An 11,928-nucleotide genomic window follows, 5' to 3' on the forward strand; every position below is an offset into this window, starting at 1 on the left:
CCTCCGTGCGGTGAAGATTCGACACCTCCACCACACACGGGGGCCTTCGCCATGATCAAGCCCGGCCAGTGTCAACAACGCTCGTGATCAATACAGCTAGGCAGCGGCTGTCTCGTCACTCCTCGATGTGTCGGTACAACGTCGCCCTGGATATTCCCAGAGCCTTGGCGATGGCGGTGACACCCTCCCCCTTGGCCCTCCTGGCACGGGCGACGGCAAGCATGTCGTCTGTGATCACAGTGGGCCGTCCGCCGTGGTTGCCAAGGCGTGCCGCAGCATCCAGCCCTTCCAGGGTCTTCTCCCGGATGCCTTCGCGCTCCACCTCGGCACCGACGGCCAGAACGGCGAACACGATGGCCCCGGCACCGTTCGGGTCGTAGAGACCCTGGAGCGGGCCGGAGAGTAGCTCTAGCTGGATACCCTCGGCCTGGAGGGCGGAGGCAAGGGTCATCAACTCCACGGCCGATCTGGCAAGCCGCTTCATCTCATGCGCCACCAGAACCACGGCCTGATCAGGAGCTGCCCCCTTGATCTCCCGGGACAGGGACAGAGCCTTCTCCAGCTCTGGACGGACCTTGACTCGGGTACTGACCTTCTCCGAGAAGACCCGTCTACAGTTCGCTCGCTCCAACGCGTCCAACTGACTCTGTAGCTCCTGGCCAACGGTGGAGCAACGGGCGTAGCCGATGCGGATGACCGTGGCCGTTTCCGCTCTCTGGCCAATCGAGACGGGTGCGCCCTCGGTCCAGGGCTTGCCGGGGCTGCGATCGATTGGCGTCTTGATCTCCAGTTCAGCCTTCAGAGATGACACCAAGGCGAAGCGCCCCGTGTGGTAGCTGGTGGCCACCTTCCCGCTGGTGGTCCGGCACGGACTCCCGGTGGGTGCGCTGCACTTCGGGCAGTCATGACCTTCAACAAGGTCGGCTGGGGCCGCAGTCACTGTCATGCCGCCAACGTCTCACAAAGGCGTCTCACAACAAAGAGCACAGCAGGTTGTTTCGAGACGAGTTTTGAGACGCCCGAGGCGGAGTGAAACGGACACAGCCCCAGCCGTACCCACGCGTCTCACAAACGACGGTTTCTGAGACCCTTCGCGGTCGTCACAGTCTGTGCATCGTGGGGTAATACCTCGACCTTGGCTCCACGAGGACCGCAGGGGCGCCTTCCCGCCACGATGTACGGGTTTCACCGCTCAGGAACCAACGGGACGAGCGGCCATGTCGCCTGCATCACAGTGCCGTCCCAGAGTTGACCAGAGGACAGGTACATCATTTATGAGGCCGGGGGTTATATACCCCCGGCCAGATGACTACCTAGCAGATCCAACCCCACCCTGAAGGTGGGGATGTTGGTTGAGTGTTAGCCCCTCCCTGAAGGAGGGGGAAAGCAGATGGTTCTTACGAGTATCAACATCAACTGCCCTCCCCTTCGAGGGGGAGGAGGATTTGGATGTCTACTAATGACTACCCCCTTAGGGGGAGCCGTCTTCTATCTGGAACCAGCCTAGGCTCGCCCCGCACGGGGCGAACCCCCCTTATTACAAGAAGGGCCGTAGCCCCGCTCCTTGGTATCAAGCCGCCGAGGGCGCCGATCCGTTAACGCTGCTCTCGGCACGCAGACGCACTGACCGCGCCCACCCGCCCGCAGGAAACGGACCACCGCCCCTGGCGATGTTGTCGCACTCGGCCTCCCACGCTCGGGCCCGTTCGGGGTTCGCGAACAGCCAGTCACCGCTCCGGCCATCCCAGGGGACGTTGTGGCCGTGGGTGGCGCACTCTTCCCGCTCCCCCTTCGACGGGGCGTCCATGGACGCGACCGTGAACGGGATGAGCAGGCACCGCGCGGAGGCGGATGGGGCGAGCAGGCCCGCCTTGATCAGGTTGCACCTGGCCTGCCGGTAGCGGCTCGGGCTGTAGGGGCCGCCATCATCCTTGCCCAGGATCAGTTCCAGTTCGCCGGAGCCCAGGGGCGCGTGGCCTCCGCGCTGCATGCGGTCGAGAGCCAAGAGCCACATGCGGAGTTCGAGATGGAGGCCAGGGTTCCCGATGGTCGGGTTGCCGTGTTCCGGCCGGTACATCTTGGCGAATCGGTACCTCACTCGGCCCCCTGTGCATCCAGCCATCGGTCAAGGTCGCTCGGGCGGCATCGCAGCGCTTGGCCCACCTTGCGGAACGGGATCTGCTCTCGCTGCCAGTTCCCGTACACCCAAGACGTGGGCTTGTTCAGGAAATCGGCAACATCGTTGACTGTCATGAGCTTCGCGTGCATCTCTACTCCTTAACAAAAATGCCCCCAAGTTCCCTTGGGGGCCAATGAGATATGGAGTTTTATGAGGCGTCAGGGCTAGGTGGCGTCTGACTCTGTGATGGCTTCGAGTTCCCTCATCGCCTTGTCGGTCAGTTCCCCGCCCGCCTTCCCGGCGATGGTGGTCAAGTAGCCTTCCCTGCGTGCCCGCTTGAGGTGATCCTTGACGGTCTCAGGGCGGCGATCGATGACCCGCGCCAGCCATGGGACGGGAGCCGGAGCTCCCGCGTCCGCCATGGTCTTGTAGGTCGCGGCCAGTATGGCCAGGTAGCGCTCCGACACGCCTGCGCGGGCCAGTTCGGAACCTGCGGCCTTTCCTGCCTGCTCAATCTTCGCTGCGACTTCCCCCAAGCCCTTCTGAAGTTCCGGTGCTTTCTCTGCCACCTTCATGGCTGCCGCCAGGTCGAGCCTGCGCAGGACGGTTGTCGAGATCCCCCGTGCCACGTCACGGGAGGCGGCGCCTTCCGCAGCCTCAATGGTGATCCGCTGTGGCCCTCCAGTGATGGGCCCTGCGGGCCACCACAGACGGATCACCCACGCGTCCCCCTGCCGCTGGGTGAGTTCGAACCCGGTCTCCTGCGCTTCCATGCATCTGAACGTACCACACAGGGTGATCCACCCCGTGTTGACAACACAGGGTGGTCAGTGTGCAGACTGAGGATGCCGGACAACCGGCGCGGCGCAGGGCAGGTCCCGCGCATCGTTGACAGGAGGGGGCTGCCTCAGTGGCAAGGGCGTGGGTCGCGCGGTCCAAGGACGACCCGAGGAAATGGACGACGTTCTGGTACGACCCGGACGGGAGGCAGCGGCAGAAGACGTTCGGTACCAAGACGCGGGCCGACGACCAGCGCAAGCGCAAGGAGCGGGAACCCGATGCCGGGACCTACCTCGACGACCGCTTAGGCAAGCAGTCGGTGACGGCTGTCTGGGAGCAGTGGACCAATCAAAGGAAGCTGGAGAACAGCACCAAGAAGCAGTACCGGTCCATCCTCAACACGACCATAGAGCCGTTCTTTAAGGCGCGTTCCATCGTGTCCGTGAAAGTGGCCGACGTTGAGCAGTGGCTCTTGTGGATGGAGCAGGACCGGAAGCTCGCGGCCCGCACTCGGCGTCAGCGGTTCTCGTTCTTCGCCGGGATGCTGGACTGGGCTGTCGTCAACGAGATCATCGGCCGGAACCCGTGCAAGAAGGTCAAGGGTGCTGGCAGTCGCGCCAAGGAGATCCGGGAGCACAAGAGCAAGGCTCGGCGGCTCGCGACCAGGGAAGTCCTGGCGATGCTCGACGCCTGCCCTCCCCGCTACCGGGCGTTGCTCTGGCTGATGGCGGGGTGCGGTCTGCGGCTCGGCGAAGCTATGGCGGTCGCCCGCGATCAGATCGACTTCAAGGCCGAGACGCTGCGTGTGGACTTCCAGATCACCGAGGACGGCGCGACCGAGTCAGGCAAGAACAGTGCTCTTCAGCGTCGGCACATCAAGGCGCGGGACGAGGAGGAGCCGGGGCGCATCGTGCCTCTCCCGCCCAACGTCGCCTTCGAACTGCGACGGCACATCAAGAACCACGGCGTATGGGGACCGGAACGGCTCCTCTTCCCCAACGTGACGCGGACGGGCTACCTGTACGCGTCGTACTTCTACCCGAAGATCTGGATGGCGGCGCTGGAGAAGGGCGGGGTGGCCTACTGCAAGGCGCACTCGCTTCGGCACTACTACGGATCCCGGCTCCTGTACGCCGGAGTCCCTGAGAACGACGTGGCCGACTGGATGGGCCACAGCAGTACGGACGTACTCAGGGAGCACTACCACTACATCTTCGAAGGTGCCGAGCAGCGTGGACGGGCGGCCATCGCCACGATGCTGATGCCCGGTGCCGATGACCCCACGGACACGACAGAGGTTGCCTGACGCTCGTACGACAACAGCCCCCGGCTTGATGCCGGGGGCTGTTCTGTTTGCGCTGGTCAGCGGGCGTTCCCGAGTCCCTGGTTCCCCAGGATTCCCCCAGTATGACGGCCAGAAACAGTCATGATCGGGCCGCAACAGGCAGCAAGCTCCGAGTCTGCCTCCGCCCCCTCAAAACGCCATCTGACCTGCGAAATCCCTGCTACGGCAGGTTGCGGGCCATGACGATCCGCTGTACTTGATTCGTGCCTTCATAAATCTGCGTGATCTTGGCGTCGCGCATCATGCGCTCGACCGGGTAGTCACGGGTGTAGCCGTAGCCGCCGAGGAGCTGGACGGCGTCCGTGGTGACCTCCATGGCGATGTCGGAGGCGAAGCACTTGGCCGCGGCGCCGAGGTAGGTGAGGTCGGCGTCGCCGCGCTCGGACGCGGCGGCAGCCTGGTAGGTCAGGGCGCGGGCCGCGGAGATCTTCATGGCCATGTCGGCGAGCATGAACTGGACGCCCTGGAAGTCGGCGATCGGCTTGCCGAACTGCTTGCGCTCCTGGACATAGCCCTTGGCGTAGTCGAGGGCGCCCTGGGCGATGCCGAGGGCCTGGGCGGCGATGGTGATGCGGGTGTGGTCGAGCGTCTTCATCGCCGTGGCGAAGCCCGTGCCCTCCTCGCCGATCATGCGGTCGGCGGGGATGCGGACGTTGTCGAGGTAGACCTCGCGGGTCGGCGAGCCCTTGATGCCGAGCTTCTTCTCCGGGGCGCCGAAGGAGACGCCCTCGTCGCCCTTCTCCACGACGAAGGCGCTGATGCCCTTGGAGCGCTTCTCCGGGTCGGTGACGGCCATGACCGTGTAGTAGTCGGAGACGCCCGCGTTGGTGATCCAGCGCTTCACGCCGTTCAGGACGTAGAAGTCGCCGTCGCGCACGGCCTTCGTCTTCATGCCCGCCGCGTCCGAACCGGCGTCCGGCTCCGAGAGGCAGTACGAGAACATGCCGTCGCCCTTGGCCAGCGGCGTCATGTACTTCTTCTTCAGCTCCTCGGAGCCGGAGAGGATCACGGGCAGCGAGCCCAGCTTGTTCACCGCGGGGATGAGGGAGGACGACGCGCAGACGCGGGCCACCTCCTCGATCACGATGACCGTGGCCAGCGCGTCGGCACCCGCGCCGCCATAGCTCTCCGGCACGTGCACCGCGTGCAGGTCGGCGGCGCGCAGGGCGTCCAGGGCCTCCTGCGGGAAGCGGGCCTCCTCGTCCACGGCGGCGGCGAACGGCCCGATCTTCGACTCGGCGAGCGAGCGGATCGTGTCGCGGAGCATGTCGTGCTCCTCGGACGGGCGGTACAGGTCGAAGTCAGCCGATCCGGCCAAGGTCTCTCACGCTCCAAGGACGCTGTGGACGCTAGTCACCCTTGCTAATTACCGTTAAGTAACACGATGGGTACCCGCAGTTTAGGGTGCCGTCCGCGCCACCGGTACGTGAGCTTGACGACAGGGGGAATCGTGCCCGGTGAGAGCCCCGGGCAAGCCCGGCCGGGGCCCGACTATGCTCGGGCAGCGCACCCCGGTCAGTACACCTCTGGAGCACCTCATGGCCCTGAAGATCACCGTGATCGGCACCGGCTACCTCGGCGCCACGCACGCCGCGGCCATGGCCGAACTCGGCTTCGAGGTCCTCGGGCTCGACGTCGTGCCCGAGAAGATCGAGATGCTCACGCGGGGCGAGGTCCCCATGTACGAGCCCGGTCTCGAGGAGCTGCTGCGCCGCCACGTCGCCGGGATCGAGGGGTCGAGCGGCCGGCTGCGCTTCACGATGGACTTCGCCGAGGCCGCGGAGTTCGGCGACGTCCACTTCGTCTGCGTGAACACCCCCCAGAAGCACGGCGAGTACGCCTGCGACATGAGCTACGTCGACGCCGCCTTCTCCTCGCTCGCCCCGCACCTGAAGCCCGGGGCGCTGGTCGTCGGCAAGTCGACGGTGCCGGTCGGCTCGGCGCAGCGCCTGTCCGCGCTCCTTCCCGAGGGCGCCGAGCTGGCGTGGAACCCGGAGTTCCTGCGCGAGGGCTACGCCGTGAACGACACGCTGCGCCCGGACCGGATCGTGGTCGGCGTGCACAGCGAGCGGGCCGAGAAGCTGCTGCGCGACGTGTACGCGAAGCCCGTCGCCGACGGCACCCCCTTCGTCGTCACGGACTTCCCCACGGCCGAACTCGTGAAGACGGCGGCGAACTCCTTCCTCGCCACGAAGATCTCCTTCATCAACGCCATGGCCGAGGTCTGCGAGGCCGCGGGCGGCGACGTGGTGAAGCTGGCCGAGGCCCTCGGGTACGACGACCGCATCGGCGCCAAGTTCCTGCGCGCAGGCATCGGCTTCGGCGGCGGCTGCCTGCCCAAGGACATCCGCGCGTTCATGGCGCGCGCCGGCGAGCTGGGCGCCGACCAGGCCCTCACCTTCCTGCGCGAGGTCGACTCCATCAACATGCGCCGCCGCGGGCACATGGTGGAGCTGGCCCGCGAGGCCGTCGGCGGCGGCTCCTTCCTCGGCAAGCGAGTGGCCGTCCTCGGCGCCACCTTCAAGCCCGACTCGGACGACGTACGCGACTCGCCCGCCCTGAACGTGGCCGGGCAGATCCACCTCCAGGGCGGCCAGGTCACCGTCTACGACCCCAAGGGCATGGACAACGCCCGCCGCCTCTTCCCGACGCTCGGATACGCCGACACCGCCGAGGACGCCGTCCGGGGCGCCGACGTCGTCCTGCACCTCACGGAGTGGCGGGAGTTCCGCGACCTCGACCCCGAGGCGCTCGGCGCCGTGGCGGGACACCGGGTCCTGCTCGACGGGCGCAACGCCCTGGACCCGGAGAGCTGGCGGGCCGCCGGCTGGTCCTACCGGGCGATGGGCAGGCCCGCGGCCTGAGGGCCCGCGCCCTTCCGTCGAAGCAGGGCGGGGCTCAGAGCGGCCGCCCGGCCCGCCGCGCCCGGTAGGCGCGCATCTTGGCCCGGGCCCCGCACACGCCCATGTCGCACCAGCGCCCCCGCCCGCCCGGGCTGCGGTCGTAGTACGCCCAGTGGCAGGTCGCCGACTCGCACCCCTTGAGCCGCTCCCACGTGCCCGCCGCCACGGCCTCCGCGATGGCCACGGCGACCCGTGAGGCCAGCGTCCCGGGGTCCGCGGGCACGAGCCGCGCCGCGCCGTCCCCGGGGGAGACGCGCACCAACAGGGCCGCCCCGGCGAGGAGTTCGCCGAGCGGGCGCACCTGTTGATGCGGCGCGTGCCCGGCGTGGGCGAGGCAGACAGCCCGCAGGGCCTCACGCAGCTCCCGCGCGGCGGGCACGTCCCCGGGCGCGAGCCCGAACCGCGCCCGCCCCGTTTCACCGTCCAGTTCGTCGGTACCCGCGCCGATGTCCAGCGTGTTCACCAGGTCCTGGATCAGCGCGAGCCCGCCGGGCGCGGGTGCTCTGTCGTTCATGGTTGCGACGTTACCGCCACTGAGCCACCATGGGGTCACTACGTGAGTTACCAGTAGACACGCTCAAGCAGTAACTACCGGAGGAGAACCCATGGCCACCCCCGTCGCCCGGCTCCACAGCGTCGTCCTGGACTGCCCCGACCCCCGCCGGCTCGCCGAGTTCTACGCCGCCGTCATCGGGGGCGAGATCGTCGACGAGGACGGCGAGGGACGGTGGATCGACCTCGTGTCCGACGGCCGCGTCAAGGTGTCGTTCCAGTACGTCCCGGACCTCATGCCGACCGAGTGGCCCCGCTCGGACGCCAACGCCCAGCAGCTCCACCTGGACCTGGACGCGGGCCGCACGACGGCCCAGCTCGAGGCCGCCCAGGAGCGCGTCCTCGCCCTCGGCGCCCGCGCGCTCGACCTGGACGACGACGGCGGCAAGCGCGACTTCCGCGTGTACGCCGACCCGGCGGGCCACCCGTTCTGCCTCTGCCGGATCTCCTGAGCAGGCCGTGCGGCCGCCGGGCGGGCTAGCCGTCGAGCCGGGTGATCGTCGCCGTCGACGCGTCCCTGCGCTCCCGCGCCGCCCGGGCCGTGAAGTCCGCCCCGCGCAGGACGCGTTGTACGTTGCCCCAGGTGAGCGCCCCGATCTCGGCGTCGCTCCAGCCCTGCCCGAGCAGCTCGGCGACGAGCCGCGGGAAGCGCGAGGCGTCGTCGAGTTCCTCGGGGTGCGCGGCCGTGGTGTCGTACGTCCCCGCGATGCCGACGCACTCGGGCCCCGCGACCCGGCGTACGTGCTCCAGATGGCTCACGACGTCCCGTACCGAGGTCCCTGTCTGCTCGGCCGCGAGCGGCACCAGGCACAGGCCCTTGCCCGCGCCCACGGCGGCGAGGAGGTCGTCGCTCAGGTTCGCGGGGTGCTCGCGCAGCGCCCGCGCCCCGGACCGGGTGAAGAGCACCGGCGCCCTGGACACCGAGAGCACCCGCAGCGCGGTCTCCTCCGGTGCCCCGGACAGGTCGGCGAGGACGCCGAGCCGGTTCATCTCGCGTACGACCTCCTCGCCGAAGGCGCTCAGGCCGTCCCCGCCCGCCCACGACGTGTCGGCCAGCGTGAGGACGCTCAGGCCGAGCGTGTGCAGCGAGCGCAGCGCGCCGAGCGAGTCGCCGATGGCGCGGGCGCTCGCCGGGCCGACGACGGTGGCGACGCGGCCGTGGTTGCGGGCGTCGGCGGCCTCGGACGCGTCCCGGGCGAGCCGCAGGTCGTCCCCGTAGCGGGTGACGACCTGCCGCACCAGGTCGAGCTGTTCGAGGGTCGCGCTCACCGCGCGGTCACCGGCGATCTCCTCGGGCACGTGCAACGACCAGAACTGCGCGCCCACGCCACCCGCTCTCAGCCTTGGCACATCGGTCTCCAAAGAGCTGTCTCCGGACTCCAGGTCGCAGTACGGAAGGCCGCGCAGGGCCCAGGGAAGCCCGCTGTAGCCGTCGGCGACGGGATGCGCGGCCAGCAGGTCGCGGGCCTTGCCGAGGTCGTCGTCGAGGCGCGCGGCGGGCTCGGGTTCGGCCGCCTCGGCGCCTGGCGCGGCGGCCGGGGGCCGGTCGAGTTCTCCGGCCTCTGCGGTGGTGTCGAATTCGTCCTGCAGGTCCGCCATGGCAGCTCCGCGGTCCGGTGGGCACTTTCTCGCTGGTCCACCACCGTCGCACGGGGAGCGCGCGGCTTCGCGGCGGGCGAAGCGTTCGGGGTATGCGGGCGCCGGAACGCCGCGGGCCCCGCCGTCACGTGACGGCGGGGCCCGCAGGTATTCGGGTGTCGGGTCAGCTGCCCGACACGGTCACCGTCTCGTCGTTGTTGAGCTGCTCGACGAGCTGCTTGACCTTCGCCTTGTCCCAGACGAGGTTGCCGCCGACCGAGCCCGAGATCGGCATGTTCATGGACTTGCCGTCGCCGCCCGTGACGCCCTTCATCGCCCAGAACATCGACGCCACGTCGAACAGGCCCATGTCCTTGTCCACGATCAGCGTGTCCAGACCCGCGCCCATCGTGGGGTAGAGCTTGAACGGATTCATGACGGTGCCGGGCGTCGCCACCTGGTGGGCCAGGGCCGAGAGGAACTTCTGCTGGTTCTTCGTACGCTCCAGGTCGCTGCCGAAGGCGTGCCGGGTGCGGACGAAGGCGAGCGCCTCCTGGCCGCTCAGCTTCTGCTTGCCCGCCTCGAAGTCGGCGCCCGACCACTTGTCCTTGAAGGCCTTGGGGATGTCCATCTCGACGCCGCCGACCGAGTCCACGATCTTCGCGAAGCCGCCGAAGCCGATCTCCGCGTAGTGGTCGATGCGCAGGCCCGTGTTGGCCTCGACGGTACGGACGAGCAGCTCGGGGCCGTCCTCGGCGTACGCGGCGTTGAGCTTGGTCTGGCGGCCGGTGCCCGGGTAGAGCTTGCCCGACTCGGCGCCCTTGAAGGACGGGATCGTGACGTTCGAGTCGCGCGGCAGCGAGATCATCGTGTTCCCGCCGTCGTCCGCGACGTGCAGGATCATCATCGAGTCGGTCCGCTTGCCCTCGGCCGAGCCGGTGTGGAGCTTCTTCTTCTCCTCGTCGGACATGCCCGCGCGGCTGTCCGAGCCCACGATCAGGTAGTTCGTGCCCTTGCCGCCCGCGGGCCGCTCGATCACCTTCGACAGGTCGACCTCGCGCTTGAGCTTGGAGTCCGCCCAGAAGTACGTGCTCACGGAGACCACGATCAGCAGGGCGAGGAAGGTGACCAGGCCCCAGGTGATCCGCTTCTTCCAGTTCACCGGAGGCTTCGGGCGCGGTGGCGCGGGCGGGCCGCCCGGTCCCTGCGGGCCGCCCGGCGCCTGGCCACGGCGGGGGCCGGCCGGCGAGCCGTAGACCTGGCCGGTGTTGTACCCGCTGTCGTAGCCCGGGCCGCCCGGGCCCTGGGCGTGCTGCTGGCCCGGCTGGGCCCGCTGGTCGCGGTAGAGGTCGTCGTACACGTTGTCGTCGTACGAGGGCTGGCGCGGGACCCCGTCGGGCCGCTGCACGTGGCGCATCACGCGGGCGCCCTCGGGCTGTGCGCTGCCGCTGCCGTACCCGTGGCGGTCCCCGTTGCTGCCGTTCCGCGCGTCTGGCCAATCGCTCATGTGGCTTAGTGTGCAGTGCCGCACGCCGTGCCTCACAGGGAGGGCGTTATTTCGGGTCACGCCTGTTGCAGAGCTGTGGCAATGCGCCCGTAACCGGCACGATGCCCCCGCCGACATAGGGTGGAGGGCATGACAGATCAGGCCACCGGTCCGGAGTCGGAGATTCCGGGCAAGCCGACCTCGGCGTCCCGCACCACCCTCAGCCACATCATGACCCACGCCGACACCAACCTCCTCGGCTCGGTGCACGGCGGCGTGATCATGAAGCTCGTGGACGACGCGGCGGGCGCCGTCGCCGGGCGCCACTCCGGCGGGCCCGCGGTGACCGCCTCCATGGACGAGATGGCCTTCCTCTCACCCGTGCGCGTCGGCGACCTCGTCCATGTGAAGGCCCAGGTCAACTGGACCGGGCGGACCTCCATGGAAGTCGGCGTACGCGTGCTCGCCGAGCGCTGGAACGAGTCCACGCCCGCGCAGCAGGTGGGCTCCGCCTACCTCGTCTTCGCCGCGGTCGACGCCGATGGCAAGCCGCGGCTCGTGCCGCCGGTGGAGCCCGAGACCGACCGGGACCGGCGGCGCTACCAGGAGGCGCAGATCCGTCGCACCCACCGTCTGGCGCGGCGCCGGGCCATCAAGGAGCTGCGCGAGGCGCGTGCCCGCGAGGGCTTCGACGACTGACCCCGCCGCAAGCGGTACCTCCCCCTGGGCGGGGGGCCTGACGCGAAGCCCCGCCGCCCTCGGCGCGGCCCCGCTTCCCCACCGCTGCCGCGGCGGGGCGTTCTCCCACCCGCCCACCCGAAACTCCCCAGCTTCGCGGGGCTGGGCCCCGGCGCGTAGCGCTGCGGGTGGTGCCGTCTTCTTCCCCGCCCACCCGAAACTGCCCAGCTTCGCCGGACTGGGCCCTGACGCGGAGCGCTGCGGGTGGTGCAGGCCCTCTCGCCTGAACCCTCCAGCCGCCGCGTGAGACACCCCGGGCGGGGGAGGGCGGTGGGCCTGCCCCGTGCGGTGCGAGGGGGCCGGGCGGGGGCTGCCCAGCGCCACGCCGTCCCCCTTGAGGGGGGTGAGTGGGACCACCCCGCCGCGCGGAGCGCGGCCCCTGTGCCAGGCCCCAGCCGCAGGCCGGTGCGTGACGCCCGGGCGGGGG

At 69.2% G+C, this 11,928-nt stretch carries 12 protein-coding genes; 4 read left to right on the forward strand and 8 right to left on the reverse strand.

The window, feature by feature from the left end; genetic code table 11:
- Positions 1–115: 115 nt before the first annotated feature.
- The 4 genes from AC07GB_RS36755 to AC07GB_RS36770 form a co-directional block, all read right to left on the reverse strand.
- Positions 116–946 (reverse strand): recombinase family protein, encoded by an 831-nt coding sequence (locus AC07GB_RS36755; protein WP_478853359.1) that lies wholly within the window; start codon positions 944–946, stop codon positions 116–118.
- 624 nt (positions 947–1,570) lie between these two features.
- A complete protein-coding gene (locus AC07GB_RS36760; protein ID WP_478853361.1) occupies positions 1,571–2,077 on the reverse strand; it encodes a hypothetical protein in 507 nt (168 codons plus the stop codon).
- Positions 2,078–2,094: 17 nt separating this feature from the next.
- Positions 2,095–2,268, reverse strand: a complete 174-nt coding sequence (locus AC07GB_RS36765; protein ID WP_478853363.1) for a helix-turn-helix domain-containing protein — start codon at positions 2,266–2,268, stop codon at positions 2,095–2,097.
- A 75-nt stretch (positions 2,269–2,343) separates the two neighbouring features.
- The gene (locus AC07GB_RS36770) at positions 2,344–2,892 is read right to left on the reverse strand and encodes a hypothetical protein (RefSeq protein WP_478853365.1); all 549 of its coding nucleotides are present in this window, start codon (positions 2,890–2,892) and stop codon (positions 2,344–2,346) included.
- A 137-nt stretch (positions 2,893–3,029) separates the two neighbouring features.
- Here AC07GB_RS36770 and AC07GB_RS36775 point away from each other — a divergent pair, with 137 nt between their 5' ends.
- Positions 3,030–4,205: a tyrosine-type recombinase/integrase gene (locus AC07GB_RS36775; RefSeq protein WP_478853367.1), complete on the forward strand. Its 1,176-nt coding sequence runs from the start codon at positions 3,030–3,032 to the stop codon at positions 4,203–4,205.
- Between the two features lie 199 nt (positions 4,206–4,404).
- Here AC07GB_RS36775 and AC07GB_RS36780 read toward each other — a convergent pair whose 3' ends face one another.
- The gene (locus AC07GB_RS36780) at positions 4,405–5,562 is read right to left on the reverse strand and encodes an acyl-CoA dehydrogenase family protein (protein ID WP_150511481.1); all 1,158 of its coding nucleotides are present in this window, start codon (positions 5,560–5,562) and stop codon (positions 4,405–4,407) included.
- Positions 5,563–5,782: 220 nt separating this feature from the next.
- Here AC07GB_RS36780 and AC07GB_RS36785 point away from each other — a divergent pair, with 220 nt between their 5' ends.
- A complete protein-coding gene (locus AC07GB_RS36785; RefSeq protein ID WP_478853369.1) occupies positions 5,783–7,108 on the forward strand; it encodes a UDP-glucose dehydrogenase family protein in 1,326 nt (441 codons plus the stop codon).
- A 34-nt stretch (positions 7,109–7,142) separates the two neighbouring features.
- On the opposite strand, the gene AC07GB_RS36790 is transcribed toward AC07GB_RS36785, so the two are convergent.
- Positions 7,143–7,661: a CGNR zinc finger domain-containing protein gene (locus tag AC07GB_RS36790; protein WP_478853371.1), complete on the reverse strand. Its 519-nt coding sequence runs from the start codon at positions 7,659–7,661 to the stop codon at positions 7,143–7,145.
- A 91-nt stretch (positions 7,662–7,752) separates the two neighbouring features.
- On the opposite strand from AC07GB_RS36790, the gene AC07GB_RS36795 reads away from it, so the two are divergent.
- Positions 7,753–8,151 carry a VOC family protein gene (locus tag AC07GB_RS36795; RefSeq protein WP_478853373.1) on the forward strand — a complete coding sequence of 133 codons (399 nt, stop codon included), beginning with the start codon at positions 7,753–7,755 and terminating at the stop codon, positions 8,149–8,151.
- 25 nt (positions 8,152–8,176) lie between these two features.
- On the opposite strand, the gene AC07GB_RS36800 is transcribed toward AC07GB_RS36795, so the two are convergent.
- Both AC07GB_RS36800 and AC07GB_RS36805 read right to left on the reverse strand, forming a co-directional pair.
- Entirely contained in the window at positions 8,177–9,298 is a 1,122-nt protein-coding gene (locus tag AC07GB_RS36800) for a dipeptidase (protein WP_478853375.1), read from the reverse strand.
- A gap of 163 nt (positions 9,299–9,461) precedes the next feature.
- Positions 9,462–10,784 (reverse strand): LCP family protein, encoded by a 1,323-nt coding sequence (locus AC07GB_RS36805; protein ID WP_478853377.1) that lies wholly within the window; start codon positions 10,782–10,784, stop codon positions 9,462–9,464.
- Between the two features lie 129 nt (positions 10,785–10,913).
- Here AC07GB_RS36805 and AC07GB_RS36810 point away from each other — a divergent pair, with 129 nt between their 5' ends.
- Positions 10,914–11,462 carry an acyl-CoA thioesterase gene (locus tag AC07GB_RS36810; protein WP_478853379.1) on the forward strand — a complete coding sequence of 183 codons (549 nt, stop codon included), beginning with the start codon at positions 10,914–10,916 and terminating at the stop codon, positions 11,460–11,462.
- Positions 11,463–11,928 lie beyond the last annotated feature (466 nt).

This window comes from Streptomyces sp. NPDC045778 (assembly GCF_056431945.1).

Coding starts and splice junctions, on each gene's coding strand:
- AC07GB_RS36755 (WP_478853359.1), bottom strand. CDS start 946: ATGACAGTGACTGCGGCCCCAGCCGACCTTGTTGAAGGTCATGACTGC.
- AC07GB_RS36760 (WP_478853361.1), bottom strand. CDS start 2,077: ATGTACCGGCCGGAACACGGCAACCCGACCATCGGGAACCCTGGCCTC.
- AC07GB_RS36765 (WP_478853363.1), bottom strand. CDS start 2,268: ATGCACGCGAAGCTCATGACAGTCAACGATGTTGCCGATTTCCTGAAC.
- AC07GB_RS36770 (WP_478853365.1), bottom strand. CDS start 2,892: ATGGAAGCGCAGGAGACCGGGTTCGAACTCACCCAGCGGCAGGGGGAC.
- AC07GB_RS36785 (WP_478853369.1), top strand. CDS start 5,783: ATGGCCCTGAAGATCACCGTGATCGGCACCGGCTACCTCGGCGCCACG.
- AC07GB_RS36790 (WP_478853371.1), bottom strand. CDS start 7,661: ATGAACGACAGAGCACCCGCGCCCGGCGGGCTCGCGCTGATCCAGGAC.
- AC07GB_RS36795 (WP_478853373.1), top strand. CDS start 7,753: ATGGCCACCCCCGTCGCCCGGCTCCACAGCGTCGTCCTGGACTGCCCC.
- AC07GB_RS36800 (WP_478853375.1), bottom strand. CDS start 9,298: ATGGCGGACCTGCAGGACGAATTCGACACCACCGCAGAGGCCGGAGAA.
- AC07GB_RS36805 (WP_478853377.1), bottom strand. CDS start 10,784: ATGAGCGATTGGCCAGACGCGCGGAACGGCAGCAACGGGGACCGCCAC.
- AC07GB_RS36810 (WP_478853379.1), top strand. CDS start 10,914: ATGACAGATCAGGCCACCGGTCCGGAGTCGGAGATTCCGGGCAAGCCG.